Raw genomic sequence first — 18,280 nt, 5'->3', positions numbered from 1 at the left:
CGGTTCTCTCAGCGCTTGTTCTCTTCTGTGTGGTTGCCGGTTCGTCGAGAAGGGTTCTGCAGGCCGGCCAGCACGCTGTCGAGAGCTCGGAACGAACGCTCGTGCGCGAGCCGGTAGCCGTCGATCCACGCCGTGAGCTCTTCGAGCGCGCCGGGATTGAGGTGCACAGGACGCCGTTGCGCATCGCGTGTGCGGGTGACCAGTCCGGCTCCTTCGAGCACGTGGATGTGCCGCGAGACCGCCTGCACGGTGATGCCGAACGGCTCGGCGAGCTCGTTCACCGTCGCAGGGCCACGGCTCAGCCGCGCGATGATGGCGCGCCGCACGGCGTCGCCGAGCGCGTGGAACGCCCGGTCAAGGCGCTCCTCGTCCTGCGCGGCACCGGAAGTCGGCCGCTGCATTCTCAACAATATCCTTTATCAACGAACATGTTGAATACACTACCCCGGATGCGCCCAAAGTCAAGAGTTCCGGGAAAAAACGCCGTGTCCGGTCGGATGGACACGGCCTCTTCCGCGGCTCGACGTGCTCGGCCTTCTCAGGCATAGCGTGAGCCCATGACCGAGACCACGCTCTTCGAAGACCCCCACTGGCCGCGGGCAGGACGATGGCCGATGGCCGACTCGCTCGAGGCATCCGACCGCGTCGACGTGGGGATCATCGGCGTTCCTACCTGGCGCACCTCGCTCTCGGCGACGGGTGCGAACGCCACGCCGGCATCGATCCGGGCCGCGATCCAGCGCTACGGAACGTTCGCGGCGGGAGTCGACTGGCCCTCGGTGGCCGACTTCGGCGACGTGGCCGAGCCGGACGGCGACGGCGAGGCGGAGGCGATCGAGGCGGTGCGGCGGGCATCCGCTCGCAGCTCGCTCGTCATCGCGCTCGGCGGCGACAACGCGCTCACGTACAGCGTCGCGCTCGGGGCGTGGACGGCGCCGAGCGAAGGCGACTCGGCCCCCGGGCAGAGCCGTGTACAGGATGCCGGCCTCATCACCATCGACGCGCATCACGACCTGCGCGACGGCGTCTCCAACGGGTCACCCGTGCGGCGACTGCTGGAAGCCGGCCTCGACGGGAATCGTGCGGTGCAGCTCGGCATCGCCGACTTCGCCAACTCACAGTTCTACGACACGAGGGCGCGAGAGGCGGGCATCCGTGTCGTGCGACGCGACGAGTTCGAGGAGCGGCCGCTGGAGACGATCGTCGCAGAGGCGCTCGAGACAGCGGGGGCGGCAGGGGGTCCGATCCACGTGGACGTCGACGTGGATGCCTGCGACCGAGCAGTCGCGCCCGCCTGCCCCGCCTCCATCCCAGGCGGGCTCTCCGCGTACCAGTTGCGCCGCACGGTGCGCCTGCTCGCCCGCGACCCGCGCGTGACCTCACTCGACATCGCAGAGGTGGATGCGACGCGAGACGCCGAGGACGGCCGCACGGTGCGCCTCGCCGCCCTCGTCGTGCTGGAGGCGATCGCGGGCTTTGCGCAGCGCTGAGACGTGGAGCCGTCCTGCGCGCTCCCATCCGTTCACAACTCCTGCAGTTCGTCGTGAACGCGGCATACGACCACGACCATGACCGGGCAGTCGGCCGATTCGTCGGCAGTTTGCAGGAGTTATGAACGTGCGCTCACGGCGGCTCCGCCCCCGATGCGGCGGCCGAGTTCCGCTGCGGCCCGCGCGATCCGTGCGGCGGTGGCCTCCATGTCGATGTCGCGTTCCGCGGAGAACGTCACGGCGACCGATGCCGCAGGCCACCCCACGTGGTCGGGCACGGCGACGGCCATCGATCGCAGCCCCTCCGTCACCGAGGAGTCCTCGAGCGCATAGCCACGCTCGCGGATCGCGCGCAGCTCGGCGCTCAGCTCCCGGTAGGTGGCGACGCCCGAGCCGGTGCGTGTGGTGAACGCTCCACGGTCCGGATAGAGCGCACGGACTTGCGCGGCGGGCAGCCCCGCGAGCATGGCGAGGCCCGACGCCGTGAGGTGCGCGGGAAGCCGCACGCCGACATCCGTCACGAGGTACGGGCCGTGCGGTGCCCGCTCCTCCACGAGGTAGACCACGTCGCGCCCGAGCAGCACGGTGAGGTGCCCGCTCAGCCCGAGATCGTCGACCAGCCTGGCCAGTACGGGGGCCCCGACGCGGGTGAGCGGCTGCTGCCGGTTGAAGCCGCTGGAGAGCTCGAACGCGGCCACTCCGAGGCCGTACTTCTTCAGCTCGGGGATCGGGATGACGAACCCGTGCTCCGTCAGCGTCGCGAGCAGCTGATAGACGGTCGAGCGGGGCAGCGCGAGGGTGCGCGCGAGTGTCGCAGCAGCGACGGGACCACGTTGTTCACTCATCAGCCGCAGGATGCGCAACGTGGCGTCGGCGGCGGGAGCTTTGCCCGGCATCCCGCCATAATACGCCGAAGTCGACGGTCAAGTCCGGTATACCGGACGTGGATCGTCCTTCGAACGCTCGCCGAAGAGCCTGCCTGTCGTGCAATGGATTCATGAGCACCGAAGCACCCGTTCTCACTCGCGAGGTGACCGTCGGAATCGGCCCCCTCTCCATCGCCGACGTCGTCGCGGTGGCGCGCCACGACGCCCGGGTCGTGCTCGATGCGGATGCCGTCGCCGCCGTCGCCGAGACCCGTCGCGTGGTCGAGGCGCTCGCCGACGACCCCAAGCCGCACTACGGCATCTCGACCGGTTTCGGCGCGCTCGCCACCACGTACATCCAGCGCTCCGACCGCGAGCAGCTGCAGCTCAGCCTGATCCGCTCGCACGCGGCGGGGTCCGGCCCCGAGGTGGAGCGCGAGGTCGTCCGTGCGCTCATGCTGCTGCGTCTTTCGACGCTGATGACCGGACGCACCGGTGTTCGCGAGGCCACCGTGCGGGCATACGCCGGCATGCTCAACGCCGGCATCACGCCGATCGTGCGCGAGTACGGCTCGCTCGGCTGCTCGGGAGATCTGGCCCCGCTCGCGCACTGTGCGCTCGCGCTGATCGGCGAGGGCGAGGTGCGTGACGCCGCCGGCAATGTGGTCCCCTCGGCGGAAGCGCTGGCCGAGGCGGGCATCCGTCCGATCGTGCTGGCGGAGAAGGAGGGCCTCGCCCTCATCAACGGCACGGACGGGATGCTCGGGATGCTCACGCTCGCGATCACCGATCTCGAGGCGCTGTACAAGGTCGCCGATCTCACCGCCGCGATGAGCGTGGAGGCGCTTCTCGGCACGGATGCCGTGTTCGCCGCCGACCTGCAGGCCCTGCGCCCGCAGGTGGGCCAGGCGGATTCGGCCGCGAACCTGCGCGCCATCCTCGCCGGATCGCCGATCGTGAAGAGCCACGCCGATCCCGAGGACCCCACGGTTCAGGATGCCTACTCGCTGCGCTGCAGCCCGCAGGTGGCCGGTGCCGGGCGGGACACGATCGCGCACGCCCGTGCGGTCGCCGACCGCGAGCTCGCATCCGCCGTCGACAACCCGGTGGTCACGCTCGACGGCCGGGTGGTGTCGAACGGCAACTTCCACGGTGCGCCGGTCGCGTACGTGCTCGACTTTCTGGCGATCGCCGTCGCGGATGCAGCGAGCATCGCCGAGCGCCGCATCGACCGGCACCTGGATGTCTCGCGCAACAAGGGCCTGCCGGCATTCCTTGCGGACCGCGCCGGCGTCGACTCCGGACTGATGATCGCGCAGTACACCGCCGCGGGGATCGTGAGCGAGCTCAAGCGGCTGGCGGCACCGGCATCCGTCGATTCGATCCCGTCCAGCGCCATGCAGGAGGATCACGTCTCGATGGGCTGGGCGGCCGCCCGCAAGCTGCGGCGCGCCATCGACGGGCTCACGCGGGTGCTCGCCATCGAGCTGCTGACGGCCGCCCGTTCGCTCGACCTGCGAGCGCCATTGCAGCCGGGCGCGGCGACCGCGGCAGCTCGAGAAGCGTTGCGGACCCATGTCGCAGGACCGGGCCCCGACCGGATGCTGTCGGCCGAGATCGAGGCGGCCGTCGCGCTCGTGGCCGGCGGTCGCATCCTCACCGCGGTCGAATCCGTGACGGGCCCTCTCCGATGACACCCACCTCATCCCCAGCGCCGTCTCGGCAGCTCTCGCCGCCCCGACCACTCGACCATCGGCATCCGGAAAACAGGCATGGTCGCGCTCTCCGCACGAGAACAGGCCACATGTGCCTGTTCCGCCGAGATCTGCCTGGTTTCAGCGGATGCAACCGAAGGAGAACACCATGAACGACCGTCTGCCCATCCACGCCCCGCGCGGCACGACGCTGCGCGCCAAGTCGTGGCAGACCGAGGCGCCACTGCGCATGCTCATGAACAACCTCGACCCCGAGGTCGCCGAGCGTCCCGAGGACCTCGTCGTGTACGGCGGTACCGGCCGCGCTGCCCGCAGCTGGGAAGCGTTCGACGCGATCGTGCGCACGCTGGAGACGCTGGATGCCGACGAGACGCTGCTCGTGCAGTCCGGCAAGCCGGTCGGCGTGTTCCGCACGCACGAGTGGGCACCCCGCGTGCTCATCGCCAACTCCAACCTCGTTCCGGACTGGGCGACGTGGCCCGAGTTCCGCAAGCTGGAATCCGCCGGGCTGACTATGTACGGCCAGATGACCGCAGGCAGCTGGATCTACATCGGGAGCCAGGGCATCCTGCAGGGCACGTACGAGACGTTCGCGGCAGCCGCCGACAAGATCGCCGCCCGCAAGGGCGGGGGAAATGAGCAGAGTAACGGAACGCTGGCCGGCACGCTCACTCTGACCGGCGGATGCGGCGGCATGGGCGGCGCCCAACCCCTGGCGGTCACGATGAACGAGGGCGTCGTGCTCATCGTCGACGTGGACCGCGCGCGCCTGCAGCGCCGCGTCGACCACGGCTACCTCGACGAACTCACGGATGACCTCGACGACGCGATCGCGCGCGTCACCGCCGCGAAGAACGAGCGCCGCCCGCTCTCGGTCGGACTCGTCGCGAACGCAGCCACGGTGTTCCCCGAGCTGCTGCGCCGCGGCGTGCCGATCGACATCGTCACCGACCAGACCAGCGCGCACGACCCGCTCAGCTACCTGCCGGAGGGCGTCTCCGTCGACCAGTGGCACGCCGCCGCCGAAGCCGACCCCGAGGGGTTCACCGCAAAGGCGCGGGCATCCATGGCGAAGCAGGTCGAGGCGATGGTCGGATTCCTGGATGCCGGCGCGGAGGTCTTCGACTACGGCAACTCGATCCGCGCGGAGGCTCAGCTGGGCGGCTACGATCGGGCATTCGCGTTCCCCGGGTTCGTGCCCGCGCACATCCGCCCGCTGTTCGAGGAGGGCAAGGGCCCGTTCCGCTGGGCGGCGCTTTCCGGAGACCCGGCCGACATCGCCGTCACCGACCGGGCGATCCTCGAGCTGTTCCCGAACGACGAGAAGCTGCGCAGGTGGATCACCAAGGCATCCGAAAAGGTGCACTTCGAGGGGCTGGCCGCACGCATCTGCTGGCTCGGCTACAAGGAACGCCACCTGGCGGGCCTGCGGTTCAACGAGCTCGTGGCATCCGGTGAGATCTCGGCGCCGATCGTGATCGGCCGCGACCACCTCGACTCCGGTTCGGTGGCCTCTCCGTACCGCGAGACGGAGGGCATGAAAGACGGCTCGGATGCCATCGCCGACTGGCCGCTGCTGAACGCGCTGCTGAACACCGCATCGGGCGCCACCTGGGTGTCGATCCACCACGGTGGCGGCGTGGGCATCGGTCGCTCGATCCACGCGGGGCAGGTGGTCGTCGCCGACGGTACGGACCTCGCCGCGCAGAAGATCGAGCGGGTGCTCACGAACGACCCGGGAACGGGTGTGATGCGCCATGTCGACGCGGGTTACGAACGCGCCGCCGAGGTTGCACGCGAACGCGGACTGCGCATCCCCATGCTTGAGGGGTGAGCACCACTTCCCGCCGGTTGAGCCTGTCGAAACCGCACCGATGAGCACGCTCTTCCTGCACGGCATCGGCCTGCTCGTGACGAACGACCCGCACGCCCGCGGGGCACGTGAGGGCGACGCGCTGGGTGCCGTGCCCGACGCCGCGCTGATCGCGCGCGACGGTGAAGTCGTGTGGGCCGGTCCGCAGGCCGACGCCGCCCCGCAGGTCGCGCGCCTGCTCCAGGGCGACGTAGAGCGGGTGGATGCCGGTGGTCGCGCGGTCATCCCCGGTTTTGTCGACAGCCACACCCACCTCGCGTTCGCGGGCGACCGGTCCGCGGAGTTCGTCGCCCGCATGGCGGGGGAGCGGTACGCGGCAGGCGGCATCCGCAGCACGATGGCGGCGACACGTGCCGCCTCCGACGAGCAGCTGCGCGCCACCCTGCTTCGGTTCGAGCGCGAGCTGGCGTCGCAGGGCACGACCACGTTCGAGGTGAAGACCGGTTACGGCCTCGATGTGGAGAACGAGGAGCGACTGGCCCGCCTGGCCGCCGAGGTGACCGAGGAGGTCACGTTCCTCGGCGCGCATGTCGTGCCGCCGGAGTTCGCGGACGACCGCGGCGCCTACGTCGACCTCGTCGTCGGAGACATGCTGGATGCCTGCGCCCCGTACGCGCGCTGGATCGACGTCTTCTGCGAGGAGGGCGCGTTCACGGCGCACGAGGCGGCGCGCATCCTCGCCGCCGGCCGCGCCCGAGGCCTAGGAACGCGCATCCACGCTGGCCAGCTCGGCGTCGGCGACGGAGTTCGCGTCGCGGTGGAGGCGGATGCTGCGAGTGTCGATCACGCCACCTACCTCTCACCCGACGATGTGGCCGCGCTCGCCGGCTCCGAGACGGTCTGCACGCTGCTGCCCGGTGTGGAGTTCAGCACGCGGCATCCCTACCCGGATGCCCGTGCCCTGCTCGCGGCCGGCGTCACCCTCGCGCTGGCCAGCGACTGCAACCCCGGCTCCTGCTTCACCTCGTCGATGCCGTTCGTGATCGCGCTGGCAGTGCGGGAGCTGGGGATGACGCCCGACGAGGCGCTCTGGGCCGCGACGGCCGGCGGCGCGAAAGCTCTGCGCCGTGTCGACGTGGGCCGGCTCACGCCCGGAGCCAGTGCCGACCTCGTGCTGCTGGACGCGCCGAGCCACGTCCACTTCGCGTATCGCCCGGGCGTGCCGCTCGTGCGCCGGGTGTGGAAGCACGGCGTGGAGCTCCGGGTCGCGTAGCGCGTCAGTCGTTTTCTTCGTGGCGCAGCGCGACACCCAGCGCGAACAGCGTCGCCACCCACTCGCCGATGAAGATGCCCCAGCGGTCGGACTGCGAGCGCTCGTCCTTCTTGACGCGCGAGAGGATCCAGCTCAGGAACACGAGGCCGAGCGAGACGAACGCCGCGATGTAGGCGTGCTCGCTGCGGATGCCCCATCCGTTCAGCATCTTGATCGGATTGCTGCTGGCGAGTTCGACGATCTCGTTGCGCTTGCTCATGACTGCTCCTCATCGCACGTCGAAAGGTGTCGGGCACATCAGAACTCCGACGCACCCGCGACGCCGAGTGGCGCCGCTTCGAATGAGTGGAGCCTACGTCGGCGGAATCGGCCGGTACAGGCCCTTGACGCGGGGACGCCGTGCGCAGCCTGCGAACTGCCGCCGCCCGCGACGCACCCCGCCGGATGCCGCAGAAACGGCCTTGCCTCACCCGCATCCGACCATGCGCCGCATAGGGTTTCCGGTGTGCGGAGACCCGAGAAGCGACGCGACGTGGACTACACGTCGCTGGAGGCGTTGGAAGACGACGCTCTCGACCCGCGTAGCGCGACGGGTCCGTACACGGTGACGCTCGGCGATCCGAACGTGTCTCCCGGCAACATCGCCGAGCCCGTATGGGCGCAATGGCGCGACGAGGTGGCGGCGATCGGCGGCCCGTCGCCGCTGCTGCACTTCGTCGACACGCCCCGCACGCGCATCGAACTGAGTTCCACGCATCCGGGCGGACTCCCGCAGTTCATCACGGGCGATCGCACGCTGCTCTCCAGCCTCATCCGCGACGACATCGCGCTGCGCACCGCGAAGGCCGCGGCCGGCGCGATCACCGCGAAGGGCATCGAGCTGCGCGCCGTGCGCGGCATCGACGCCGTACACCTCGGTATCGGTCTGGCACGCTGGCGCAACGGAGCAGACGAGTACAACGCGCCCGTGCTGCTGCGGCCGGTCGCCATCCGGCGCTACGGCCGCGACTTCGAGCTCAAGCTGCGGGGCAAGACGTTCCTCAACCCGGAGCTGAAGCGCGCTCTGCACGACCAGTTCCGCATCGTGCTCGACGCCGAGGCCTTCGTCGCCCTCGCTGAGACGAACGGCGTGTTCAAGCCGCAGCCGGTGATCGACCGGCTGCGCTCGCTGACCAGCCACGTCGAGTCGTTCACGGTGCAGCCGCGGCTGGTCGTGTCGTCTTTCGCCGACGTCGCGCACAGCATGACCGAAGACCTCGGCGACTTCGAGCACGACGTACTGCTCGCACTCGCAGGCAACCCCGCGGCGAAAGACCGCGTGGAGTCGGCGTTCTCTCCCGCTGAGGTCGTTCCCCAGGACAACCGTCCACCCTCGATCGACACCCTTCTGCTGGATGCCGACCCCGAGCAGGAGGGCGTCGTCGCTCAGGTGGCCAGCGGCAACTCCATCGTGGTGAAGACCCTGCCGGGCACCGGCGCGACGCAGACGATCGTGGATGCCATCGGCGCGCTCGTCTCCCGCAACCGCCGGGTGCTCGTGGTCGGTCCGCGTCGGTCCAGCCTGGATGCCATCGCCCACCGTCTCGACCAGGTCGGACTGGGCGGCGCCGCCGTGGCGACCCGTTCCGTTCGCCGCGACCTGATCCGGTCCATCACCCGCAACGAGAAGACCACGAAGCCCAACGTCGCCGAGGTGGACGACGCGCTCGTGCGCCTGCGTCGGGTGTTGCTGGACTACCGGGGTGCGCTGACGTCACCCGATCCGGCGTTCGGCGTCAGCGTGCTGGACGCGCTCGGCGAGCTCGCCCGGCTGGCTCTGCTGCCCTCGCCGCCGCGCACGAAGGCACGGCTCGATCGGGCATCCATCGTCGCGCTCGCGCATGACCGCACAGAAGCGGCCACGATCCTGCGCAAGGCGGCGGCGCTCGGTGAGTTCAGGTACGGGCCCAACGATTCGCCGTGGTACGGCGCAGACTTCCATTCGACCGCCGAGGCGACGGCGGCACATACCCTCGCGAAACGGCTGAGCAGCATCGAGGTGCCGAGACTCATCGACCGCTCGACCGCGCTCATCGAGGGCACCAGGCTGCGGCCGTTCGAGAACATCGCCGAGCTCGGCATCTATCTGCGGCTGCTGGCCGACCTGCGCGAGACGCTCGACCGGTTCCTGCCCGCCGTCTTCGATCGCCCGCTCGACGAACTGATCACCGCAACGTCGAACCGGCGCGACAGCCCCACGATGTCGGGCGCGACCAGGCGCCGCCTGCGCAAGCTCGCGTTGGAGTACGTGCGACCCGGCGGTCACGTAGCCGACCTGAACGAGTCACTGCGGCGCATCCAGCAGCAGCGCAAGCTGTGGAACCGATTCGCGGATGCCGGAGCCCCGCCCCGCGTGCCGGTCGGCGTCGCCGACGTGCAGGTCGCGTACCAGAAGGTCTCGGAAGACCTGATGAGCCTGGATGTTCCGCTCGGCAGGGCGCGCACGAAGGACTCGCTCACGTTGATGCCGCTCGGAGAGCTCACGCAGATGCTGGGCGGCCTCGCGGTGGAGTCCGAGGTGCTGGTCAACCTGCAGGAGCGCACCGCGCTCCTCACCCGGCTGCGCGAGCTGAGGCTCGACCCGCTGCTCTCGGACATGTCCGCCCGGCACATCACGAGCGAGAACGTGGCTGCCGAGCTCGAGCTGGCGTGGTGGCAGTCCGTGCTCGAGACCCTGCTCGCCGACGACCGCGCACTGCTGGGTGCCAACACGCGTGTGCTGGACCGTCTCGAGGCGGACTTCCGGCTCGTCGACCAGGCACATGCCTCCGCGACCGGCCAGCTGCTCGCCGCGCAGCTGGCAGTGCAGTGGAAGATCGCGCTGGCCGACAACGCGGAGCAGGCCGATGCCCTGCGCCGCATGCTGAAGAACGGATCCGTCACCCCTGCCGTGCTGGCCGAGCGGGCACCGCAACTCGGGCGCGTGCTGGCGCCGGTGTGGCTCGCTTCACCGTACGACGTGGCATCCCTGCCGCCGTCGATGGCGTTCGACACCGTCGTGCTGGTGGATGCCGGAGCCTGCACCCTCGCCGAGAACATCGGCGCTCTTCGTCGCGCCCGCCAGGTCGTGGCGTTCGGCGACCCGGTGACCCAGACGCCGTCGCCGTTCCGCATCGCCGTGACGGATGCCGGCCAGCCGGTCGCCGTCGAACCCGAACCTCGTGACGTGGATGCCTGGCACGATTCGTCTGCGCTGGCCCGGCTAGCCGACCTGCTACCGGTGTACACGCTGACGCGCAGCTACCGGTCGGTGGGCGATGACCTCGCCGAGCTCGTGAACCGCCGCTTCTACGGCGGGCAGATCGAGTCCTTGCCGTGGGCCGGCAGCTATCTCGGACACGCCAGCCTCACCCTCAGCTACGTGCGCGGCGGCCACGGCATGCCGGACGGCGACACCGGAACCGTGGAAAGCGTCGACGCCGAGGTCGCTCGCGTGGCCGAGCTCGTGCTGGACCACGCACTGAACCGTTCGCGCGAGTCGCTCATGGTGGTGACGGCCAGCCCGAAGCATGCGGTGCGGGTGCAGCACGCCGTGCTGGCGGCATCCGCCAAGCGCCAGGAACTGGCCGACTTCATCCTCGGCGACCGGCCCGAGCCGTTCACCGTCGTCACTCTGGAGGAGGCGGTGGCGCAGAGCCGCGACCGCGTCATCTTCTCGATCGGCTACGGGCGCACTCCGCACGGCCGGCTGCTGTCGTCGTTCGGTGCGCTCGGCGAGCCGGGAGGCGAGCGGATGCTCGCCGTCGGCCTGACCCGCGCCCGGCGCGCGATGGACATCGTTTCGTGTTTCCGCCCCGAAGACATCGACCCGTCGCGTATGCGCCACGGCATCGTCGCGCTCGCGCAAGTGCTCGAGGAGGCGGCGGAGATCGAGGCGTCGGCCGACGACGTTCCGGATGACTCGGAGCCGCTGCTCATCGACCTCGCTACACGGCTCGAGAGGCTCGGCATGAACGTGCAGCTCGGCCACCGCGGAGCGCTGCCGCTCGCCGCGTCGTACAGCGGCAAGGCCGTCGTGGTCGAGACGGACCGCGTGCTCGGCACGGCCAGCCTGCGCGAATCGCTCCGGCTGCGGCCCGAGGTGCTTCGACGCCTTGGCTGGCACTACGTGCGCGTGCACAGCTTCGAGCTCTTCGCCGATCCGGAGGCCGTCGCGCAGCGCATCGGCCGACTGCTCGGCGCGATCGAGCCCGACGAGAAGGCCTGAGCGAAACGCCTACCCTGGAAGGGTGACTGAGCGCAGAACGGGACGACGGGTGCAGCGTCCTGGCGCGCCCGGCGCCGACCCGGCACCGCAGTCCGGGCCGCGTGCCAGCGGGGGAGCGGATGCTCCGGTGCGGGCGTCCGAAGACACGGACCGCGCATGGGGTGACCGCTCCGACTCCAATGACGACAGGCTGAAACAGGACCTGCCGCCCCACTGGGGCGCGGGCGGATCGCGCGGCTGAAGCCGGCCGACCTGCACGTAGAGCCGACTGCCTGTCCCGATGTGTCGTTATCGCGGGGCCCTACGACACTCTGAGACAGGAACTTCCTTGCCTGGCCGTCGAGGCGCCCGCCCGGCCCGGAGTCGCTACTCCGTCGCGCCGTTGGCGTGGCGGCCGCCCGTGCCGCCGTCGGCCCTCGGTGCGGCCAGTTGGGCATCAGCCTGCGCTGCCAGCAGGTCGCGGATCTGCGTGAGCAGCTCCACATCGGCGGGAAGCTTCTCCTCCTCTGCAGGGGTCACTCCGCGGCGGGACTCCGCGAGTTTGCGGAAGTGGTTCATCGGCACGACGAACACGAAGTACACGACGACGGCGACGGCGAGGAACTGAATCAGCGCACCGATGATCGCGCCGAACGTCAGCCACGACGTGCCACCCGACAGAGTCGGTATTCCCACCTTCAGCGCGTTGTCCAGCGACTTCGAGTTGAAGATCGCGCTGACCAGCGGGTTGATCAGCCCCGCGACGATCGCGTTCACCACTGCGGTGAACGCGGCACCGATGACGACTGCGACAGCAAGGTCGATGACATTGCCGCGCATGATGAACTCTTTGAAGCCCTTGAGCACGCTGGATCCCCCCATGGTGCGCCGGCGTTCGGGTCGTCGGCCGGCTCTCGCTATTCGGTTAGATCGTATGGGGTTCGGGCCCGATCAGGTCGCAGATCCTGCGCTCGGCGCGCTAGCCGTGGTGCTCTTCTTCTCGGAGCTCTTGGAGTCGCTCTTCTTCTCTGAGGTGGCGGGTTTCGAGTCCGCGCCGGCATCCTTCTTCGCCGGCGAGGACTGCGAGGCGCCCGACCGCGAATCGGTTCGGTAGAAGCCCGAGCCCTTGAACGTGACGCCGACCGATCCGAAGACCTTGCGCAGCTCTCCGCCGCACTCGGGGCAGGTCGTCAGGGCCGAGTCGCTGAACGACTGGTGGATGTCGAAGGTGTGCCCGCATGCGGAGCACTTGTACGAGTAGGTGGGCATGGATCTCTTTCAGCGAAAGCGGATGATGCGGGTGGGGGTGACCGCGCCCGTCACCGGTTCGTCGTGCCGTTCGCGAGGCACTTCGTCGAGCACCTCGCCGTCGAACACCACGGCATACACCGGGGGACATTTTTCCATGCTGCCCAGGGTTTTGTCGAAGTAGCCCTTGCCCCAGCCCATGCGCATGCCACTGGCATCCACTGCGGCGGCGGGCACGATGATGAGATCGACGTCGTTGATCGCTATCGGCCCGAGCAGTTCGCCGACGGCCTCAGGCCAGCCGTGGATGCCCAGCGTCTCGGATTCGCCGTCGTCGACGGTCCAGTCCAGCAGGCCGTCTTCGCGGCTGATCGGCAGCAGCACGCGCAGGTGCTCGGCGAACGCCCAGTTCAGGAATGGCCGCGTGTTCGGCTCGTTCTGCCCGGACAGGTAGCAGGAGAGCGAGCTGGTGTCGTACTCCTCGACGAGGTGCTGCAGGTTCGCCGTGACGCCGGCATCCGCCTTCTCGCGCTCCGTGGTGGTGAGGTTCTGCCGGCGTTCCCGCAGGTCGGCGCGGAGCGCGCGCTTGGCGCTGCTCGGGTCGGAGGCCATACCGGGCATCTTAACGGTCCGGATCGTTCTGCACGCTGACGATTCTTCCCAGCCAGAAGTCAGCAGATACCCTGAGCAGATGGCCATCACCAAAGCTGTCATCCCCGCTGCCGGTCTCGGCACCCGGTTCCTGCCGGCCACCAAGGCGATGCCGAAGGAGATGCTGCCCGTCGTCGACAAGCCCGCCATCCAGTACGTGGTGGAAGAGGCCGTCGAGGCCGGACTGAACGACGTTCTGCTCGTCACGGGCCGTAACAAGTCGCCCTTGGAGAACCATTTCGACCGTGCGACCGAGATCGAGTCGACGCTCCAGGCCAAGGGCGACATGGAGAAGCTGCGCCGGGTGATGTACTCGACCGAGCTTGCCGACATGCACTACGTGCGGCAGGGCGACCCGAAGGGGCTCGGGCACGCGGTGCTGCGTGCAGAGAAGCACGTCGGCCGCCAGGCGTTCGCGGTGCTGCTGGGCGATGACATCATCGACAGCCGCGACGTTCTGCTCACCCGCATGATCGAGGTGGCAGAGCAGCGCGGGGCGACTGTCGTCGCACTGCTCGAGGTGGACCCGTCGCAGATCCACCTTTACGGTGCGGCTGCGGTCGACGCCACGGACGAAGACGACGTGGTGCGCGTGCGCGGCCTGGTGGAGAAGCCCTCCGCAGAGGATGCCCCATCGAACCTCGCCATCATCGGCCGGTACGTGCTGCAGCCGGAGGTGTTCGACGTGCTGGAGCACACTGAGCCGGGCAAGGGCGGCGAGATCCAGCTGACGGATGCCCTGCAAGAGCTGGCGGCGGAACCCGACGGTCCCGGCGTGTTCGGTGTCGTGTTCCGTGGTCGCCGTTACGACACGGGCGACCGCCTCGACTACCTGAAGTCCATCGTGCAGCTTGCTGTGGACCGTGAGGACTTGGGCCCGAAGCTGCGCCCGTGGCTGCGCGAGTTCGCGTCCGGGCTCGCCGACGAGCCCGCCGACGGCGACACGCTTGAGGAACCCGGCGTGGGCGAGCGCGCCTCCCGCGCTTGATCGGCCCCGCGAACGAATAAGCTCAGCTGACGAAGCCCAGCCGTCGAGAGACTCCGCTGTAACGGGGAACTCGGCTGCGAGAGAACCGAAGGCGACCATCCGTGTACGTGCCCAGCCTCAGCGAGGGTGCTGTGGGCATCCGCCCGATCCGGCTGCGCGATTCGCGCGCGCTGGAGAAGGAACTGCTCGACAACCGCACCTGGCTGAGGCAGTGGGAGGCCACCAGCCCGCACGGGCCGGCGGTGTTCGACACGCGGGCGAGCATCCGTTCCCTGCAGGCGTCGTCTCGCGCCGGTCACGGGCTGCCGTTCGTCATGGAGTACGACGGTGAGCTGGCCGGCCAATTGAACGTGTCGTCGATCACCTACGGGTCACTTGCCTCGGCCACCATCGGGTACTGGGTCGCGCAGCGGTTCGCGGGCAAGGGCGTGACGCCCACGAGCGTTGCACTGGCGACCGATTACTGCTTCTTCCAGCTCGGGCTGCACCGCATGGAGATCTGCATCCGTCCGGAGAACGCGCCGTCTCTTCGCGTCGTGCAGAAGCTCGGCTTCCGGTACGAGGGGCTGCGCCGGAGGTACATCCACATCAACGGCGACTGGCGCGACCACTTCTGCTTCGCGCTCGTCGTGGAGGAGATACCGCAGGGCGTTCTCCGGCGCTGGAAGTCGGGGGAGGCGCCGCAGGATGCCGCCACCATTCCACCCGCGGATCTCGAGGCGGCGACGCATCCCCTCGTCGGCCGCGGCCACTGAATCGCGGGCAAGTTCGCGGACACACGGCCGCCGCGACGGCCAGGGATGCCGTCGCACGCCTACCGTAGTCACATGCACCCGGGGGATCGTGGACAGGGCCGCCCCATGGGCGGGTCGGCACTGGCATGCGGAGCGAGCTCGTGAACGGCGGAACGCTCAGCGGCGGGGTCGTGATCGCCCTTGCGGCGACCCTCTGGCTCGCCTACCTGCTGCCCACCTGGCTCCGCCGTCGTGACTACCTCAACGCCGAGCGCAACGCCGTGCGCCTGCAGCAGACCCTGCGCATCCTGGCCGAAACGGCCGAGGCGCCTGAGGAGGTGCGCGTCGAGGCCACGGCCCGCGAGGTCGCCCGCCAGCAGAAGCTTCTGAAGAAGGTGCGCGCGAAAGCGGATGCCGCAGCCCGCGCCCACGCGGCATCCGAAGCGCGTGCGGCCGCGTCGGCCGCCACGATCGCGCCGGAGAAGCCGTCGCGAACGGCGTCCGCGCGGGACTCCTCCCTCGGATCGCGTGGCGGCTCCGCTGGTTCGGCGGGCAAGGCCGTCGCCCGTCCGCACACCTCAACGCGGACTCGCACGGCGCAGCAGACGCGCGAGGAGCGCGAGCGCGCGTTCGCGCATGCCGTGCGTCGCACGCGCCTGGCCACCACGGGCGTGGTGATCGCGTCGCTGGTCGGCATCGGATTCGGCGCCTACTCGATGGTGACGGCGGAGTCGTGGTGGCTCCTGGCGGCATCGTCCGCGCTGCTGGTCTGCGCCGTCGCCGTGCTGCGCCGGCTGGGGCAGCAGGTGGCCGCCCATCAGGCGGCCCGACGCTCGCACCTGCCCGTCGTGCGCCAGAACCCCGAGCTTTACGACCACGCGCTCTACGTCGAGACGGATGTCGCGCCGGGGCCGGTCGAGGAACGCGACGCGAGCTGGGCACCGCAGCCGCTGCCGAAGCCGATGTATCAGTCGCCTGGATCGCGTGCGGCGACCGCGATGGCGTCGCTGGATGCGGCCGTCGCGTTGCGCCGAGCCGCAGCCAGGGCCGAGCTCGAGGCGCGCGCGGCGCGGATCGCGGCGGCGCACGTTCCGACGCTTCCCGTCCCCGAGCCGGTGCAGGAGCCTCGGACCAGCGAGCCGGCATCCGTCGACGAAGCTGCACAGGCATCCGTGAAGCCGGCGGGTCCGAGCCGGTACGCCCGCATGGGGGTGCTCGACGACGTGCAGAGCGAGCACATTGATCTCGACGAGGCGCTGCGGCGCCGTCGCGCGGTGGGCTGAGCCACTCCCGGCCGGAGACATCGCTGGCGCTACACCTATCGGCATCCGCGCCAGCTTTTTCGTGTAGCGGGTGCCGATAGGTGTAGCGCGAAGGAGTCCGGCCGCCGCAGAGGTGCGCGGACGCGGCGCCATGGGGAGTGGTCCCCATTCCGGGCACCGCACGTCCGTTCCTAGGCTCGAAGGCATGGCCAGGGGGGAACACCGCACCGAGGGGCAGGAGCGTGCCGCGCGCTGTCCGGACCGGTCGAGGGGACGGGCGGGCCCCATGCTGGCGCGGGCATCCGCGCTGCTCTCCGGGGTGATCGCGGTTGTGCTCGGCGTGTCCATGATGCTCGCCCCCGCGGAGGCGACCCCGGAGAGGGCGGCCGCGAGCGACACTGCCACGTCCAAGACCGTCCCGGTCGAGGCCGTGTTCCAGTACCACGCGTCGCACGATCCGACGCAGGGCATCATTCACGGCGCCATCCACGCGGTGGTGCGCATGCCGGGAGGTACCGCCGTCTTCTACAGCGTCGGCGGTCCCGCCGACACCTCGGGCGCTGTGATGCCGAGCGTTGGCCTGCATACGCCGTACGACCCGTTCGCGGCCTGGGCAGTCGGCATCGTGGACACGAAGGGCCTGAAGTACTACATGCCGCTGTCGCGCCGGCAAGGGGACTGCCTGTGCAGCCGGGTCGGCGACATCTCCGATCTCTCCGGGACCAAGACGCCCCTCGTGGGATGGGCGGTGCTGCCGCCTCTCCCGAAGAGCCTCACCCACGTCACGATCCAGTTCGGTTTCGGCACGCTCATTCCCGACGTGCCCGTGACTACGCAGCCACCACAGCCCACGGTCGCCTCTGGATGGCCGGAGCACGGTCTCGACACGACGGAGATCCAGCTCGGAAAGGGATGGCCGAAGCTTCCGCCGACATCCGCGATCAAGACAGCGGATCCCGCACAGTCGATCCGATCGCTCGTACAGAACACCGCGAATCCGCAGAAGGCGACGAAGGAGACACCCGACATCTCGTCGATCTCCGTCGACTCCAACGTGCTCTTCGCCTTCAACGAGTCGACGCTCACACCGCAGGCGAACAGCTTGCTGGCGGATGTCGCGGCCAAGCTCCAGAAGGCAGGCACGGGCACCGTCTCGATCGTGGGATACACGGATGACATCGGAGACGACGCCGCCAACCTGACCCTGTCGCAGGCGCGGGCGCAGTCCGTGCTCACGGCGCTGTCGAAACTCGTCACCAAGCCGGGGATCACGTTCACGGCCTCCGGCATGGGCGAGCAGGATCCGGTCGCCGACAACAGCACTCCGGAGGGCCGGCAGCTGAACCGTCGCGTCACGATCACGTTCACGAAGGCAGGCAAGTGATGGAGCAGTCGAAGCGACGTCCTGTCGTCGTCGTGGCAGCGGCCGCCGCGTTGGTTCTGGCCTTGTGCGGGTGCACCGGTCCCACGCATCCGTCGTCCACGACGTCAGCAACGCCGAGCGCGGGCGCGACAGAACTGCCGGTGAAGGATGCCATCGCGAAGATCATGGCGAACGGCAAGGACCTGCCCGTGCTGGGCACGTCGAACGGCACGATCAACGGCCCCGGCGATCAGCCGGCGAAGGTCGTCGCTCAGGTGCTGCAGGTGAGTGCGACGTCGGACGCGACGCTCGTCGTGTGGCGGTTGGGGAGCGCGACGCATCAGACCGTGAGCACGACCTCGATCCAGCTCTCGCATCCACCGCTGTTCGACACCCGGTTGCTCGGCGTGGTCGACCCGAGGGCGAAGATCACCTACCGGCCATACACCTATGTGCCCATTCAGGGGAACGGCGAAGACAACTCCTGCCTGTGCAGTGACCTTCCGAGCCAGGTCGATGGCGAAGGCGAGCTGCTCTACGCCGTAGTGCCTCCGCTGCCGAGCTCGGTGAAGTCGGTCGATCTCACACTGCCCGGATTCGCCGACATCAAGGGCATCAAGGTCGGGCGCTCGAAGTAGCAGGCCGGCGTAGC

Annotated in this window: 17 protein-coding genes; 11 read left to right on the top strand and 6 right to left on the bottom strand. The window is 69.4% G+C overall.

Going from position 1 to position 18,280, the window contains the following annotated elements:
• Positions 1 to 8 precede the first annotated feature (8 nt).
• Positions 9 to 401, bottom strand: a complete 393-nt coding sequence (locus ACYVI5_RS12940; RefSeq protein WP_460580521.1) for an ArsR/SmtB family transcription factor — start codon at positions 399 to 401, stop codon at positions 9 to 11.
• Between the two features lie 156 nt (positions 402 to 557).
• On the opposite strand from ACYVI5_RS12940, the gene ACYVI5_RS12935 reads away from it, so the two are divergent.
• Entirely contained in the window at positions 558 to 1,490 is a 933-nt protein-coding gene (locus tag ACYVI5_RS12935) for an arginase family protein (RefSeq protein WP_460580520.1), read from the top strand.
• Between the two features lie 119 nt (positions 1,491 to 1,609).
• Here the strand turns inward: ACYVI5_RS12935 and ACYVI5_RS12930 are convergent, their stop codons facing one another.
• Entirely contained in the window at positions 1,610 to 2,386 is a 777-nt protein-coding gene (locus tag ACYVI5_RS12930; RefSeq protein WP_460580519.1) for an IclR family transcriptional regulator, read from the bottom strand.
• A 101-nt stretch (positions 2,387 to 2,487) separates the two neighbouring features.
• Between ACYVI5_RS12930 and hutH the strand changes: the two genes are divergently transcribed.
• The 3 genes from hutH to hutI all read left to right on the top strand — a co-directional run bounded on the left by hutH (position 2,488) and on the right by hutI (position 7,157).
• Entirely contained in the window at positions 2,488 to 4,050 is a 1,563-nt protein-coding gene (gene hutH, locus ACYVI5_RS12925) for a histidine ammonia-lyase (RefSeq protein ID WP_460580518.1), read from the top strand.
• 169 nt (positions 4,051 to 4,219) lie between these two features.
• Positions 4,220 to 5,905 (top strand): urocanate hydratase, encoded by a 1,686-nt coding sequence (locus tag ACYVI5_RS12920; protein WP_460580517.1) that lies wholly within the window; start codon positions 4,220 to 4,222, stop codon positions 5,903 to 5,905.
• Positions 5,906 to 5,945: 40 nt separating this feature from the next.
• Entirely contained in the window at positions 5,946 to 7,157 is a 1,212-nt protein-coding gene (gene hutI / locus ACYVI5_RS12915) for an amidohydrolase family protein (RefSeq protein WP_460580516.1), read from the top strand.
• Positions 7,158 to 7,161: 4 nt separating this feature from the next.
• Here hutI and ACYVI5_RS12910 read toward each other — a convergent pair whose 3' ends face one another.
• Positions 7,162 to 7,416, bottom strand: coding sequence for a hypothetical protein (locus ACYVI5_RS12910; RefSeq protein ID WP_460580515.1), 255 nt, complete (start codon positions 7,414 to 7,416; stop codon positions 7,162 to 7,164).
• A 246-nt stretch (positions 7,417 to 7,662) separates the two neighbouring features.
• On the opposite strand from ACYVI5_RS12910, the gene ACYVI5_RS12905 reads away from it, so the two are divergent.
• Both ACYVI5_RS12905 and ACYVI5_RS12900 read left to right on the top strand, forming a co-directional pair.
• A complete protein-coding gene (locus tag ACYVI5_RS12905; protein ID WP_460580514.1) occupies positions 7,663 to 11,403 on the top strand; it encodes an AAA family ATPase in 3,741 nt (1,246 codons plus the stop codon).
• Between the two features lie 22 nt (positions 11,404 to 11,425).
• Complete coding sequence (locus ACYVI5_RS12900) at positions 11,426 to 11,644, top strand: hypothetical protein (protein WP_460580513.1); 219 nt, start codon at positions 11,426 to 11,428, stop codon at positions 11,642 to 11,644.
• 125 nt (positions 11,645 to 11,769) lie between these two features.
• Here the strand turns inward: ACYVI5_RS12900 and mscL are convergent, their stop codons facing one another.
• The 3 genes from mscL to ACYVI5_RS12885 all read right to left on the bottom strand — a co-directional run bounded on the left by mscL (position 11,770) and on the right by ACYVI5_RS12885 (position 13,242).
• On the bottom strand, positions 11,770 to 12,264 hold the full coding sequence (gene mscL, locus ACYVI5_RS12895) for an MscL family protein (protein WP_460580512.1): 495 nt from the start codon (positions 12,262 to 12,264) through the stop codon (positions 11,770 to 11,772).
• Between the two features lie 69 nt (positions 12,265 to 12,333).
• Positions 12,334 to 12,651: an FmdB family zinc ribbon protein gene (locus tag ACYVI5_RS12890; RefSeq protein ID WP_460580511.1), complete on the bottom strand. Its 318-nt coding sequence runs from the start codon at positions 12,649 to 12,651 to the stop codon at positions 12,334 to 12,336.
• 9 nt (positions 12,652 to 12,660) lie between these two features.
• Complete coding sequence (locus ACYVI5_RS12885) at positions 12,661 to 13,242, bottom strand: 5-formyltetrahydrofolate cyclo-ligase (protein ID WP_460580510.1); 582 nt, start codon at positions 13,240 to 13,242, stop codon at positions 12,661 to 12,663.
• A 79-nt stretch (positions 13,243 to 13,321) separates the two neighbouring features.
• On the opposite strand from ACYVI5_RS12885, the gene galU reads away from it, so the two are divergent.
• The 5 genes from galU (at position 13,322) to ACYVI5_RS12860 (ending at position 18,266) form a co-directional block, all read left to right on the top strand.
• Positions 13,322 to 14,269 carry a UTP--glucose-1-phosphate uridylyltransferase gene (gene galU / locus ACYVI5_RS12880; RefSeq protein WP_460580509.1) on the top strand — a complete coding sequence of 316 codons (948 nt, stop codon included), beginning with the start codon at positions 13,322 to 13,324 and terminating at the stop codon, positions 14,267 to 14,269.
• Between the two features lie 101 nt (positions 14,270 to 14,370).
• A complete protein-coding gene (locus ACYVI5_RS12875; protein ID WP_460532527.1) occupies positions 14,371 to 15,024 on the top strand; it encodes a GNAT family N-acetyltransferase in 654 nt (217 codons plus the stop codon).
• A gap of 140 nt (positions 15,025 to 15,164) precedes the next feature.
• Positions 15,165 to 16,286 carry a hypothetical protein gene (locus ACYVI5_RS12870; RefSeq protein ID WP_460580508.1) on the top strand — a complete coding sequence of 374 codons (1,122 nt, stop codon included), beginning with the start codon at positions 15,165 to 15,167 and terminating at the stop codon, positions 16,284 to 16,286.
• 184 nt (positions 16,287 to 16,470) lie between these two features.
• Complete coding sequence (locus tag ACYVI5_RS12865) at positions 16,471 to 17,649, top strand: OmpA family protein (RefSeq protein WP_460580507.1); 1,179 nt, start codon at positions 16,471 to 16,473, stop codon at positions 17,647 to 17,649.
• Positions 17,649 to 18,266, top strand: a complete 618-nt coding sequence (locus tag ACYVI5_RS12860; protein WP_460580506.1) for a hypothetical protein — start codon at positions 17,649 to 17,651, stop codon at positions 18,264 to 18,266. The genes ACYVI5_RS12865 and ACYVI5_RS12860 overlap by 1 nt, the downstream gene beginning before the upstream one ends.
• Positions 18,267 to 18,280: the final 14 nt, after the last annotated feature.

This window comes from Humibacter ginsengisoli, assembly GCF_054780095.1.
This window is presented reverse-complemented; position numbering and strand designations above follow the sequence as displayed.

Coding starts and splice junctions, on each gene's coding strand:
- ACYVI5_RS12920 (WP_460580517.1), top strand. CDS start 4,220: ATGAACGACCGTCTGCCCATCCACGCCCCGCGCGGCACGACGCTGCGC.
- ACYVI5_RS12910 (WP_460580515.1), bottom strand. CDS start 7,416: ATGAGCAAGCGCAACGAGATCGTCGAACTCGCCAGCAGCAATCCGATC.
- ACYVI5_RS12885 (WP_460580510.1), bottom strand. CDS start 13,242: ATGGCCTCCGACCCGAGCAGCGCCAAGCGCGCGCTCCGCGCCGACCTG.
- ACYVI5_RS12940 (WP_460580521.1), bottom strand. CDS start 401: ATGCAGCGGCCGACTTCCGGTGCCGCGCAGGACGAGGAGCGCCTTGAC.
- ACYVI5_RS12935 (WP_460580520.1), top strand. CDS start 558: ATGACCGAGACCACGCTCTTCGAAGACCCCCACTGGCCGCGGGCAGGA.
- ACYVI5_RS12930 (WP_460580519.1), bottom strand. CDS start 2,386: ATGCCGGGCAAAGCTCCCGCCGCCGACGCCACGTTGCGCATCCTGCGG.
- hutI (WP_460580516.1), top strand. CDS start 5,946: ATGAGCACGCTCTTCCTGCACGGCATCGGCCTGCTCGTGACGAACGAC.
- mscL (WP_460580512.1), bottom strand. CDS start 12,264: ATGGGGGGATCCAGCGTGCTCAAGGGCTTCAAAGAGTTCATCATGCGC.
- hutH (WP_460580518.1), top strand. CDS start 2,488: ATGAGCACCGAAGCACCCGTTCTCACTCGCGAGGTGACCGTCGGAATC.
- ACYVI5_RS12860 (WP_460580506.1), top strand. CDS start 17,649: ATGGAGCAGTCGAAGCGACGTCCTGTCGTCGTCGTGGCAGCGGCCGCC.
- ACYVI5_RS12865 (WP_460580507.1), top strand. CDS start 16,471: ATGGCCAGGGGGGAACACCGCACCGAGGGGCAGGAGCGTGCCGCGCGC.
- ACYVI5_RS12890 (WP_460580511.1), bottom strand. CDS start 12,651: ATGCCCACCTACTCGTACAAGTGCTCCGCATGCGGGCACACCTTCGAC.
- galU (WP_460580509.1), top strand. CDS start 13,322: ATGGCCATCACCAAAGCTGTCATCCCCGCTGCCGGTCTCGGCACCCGG.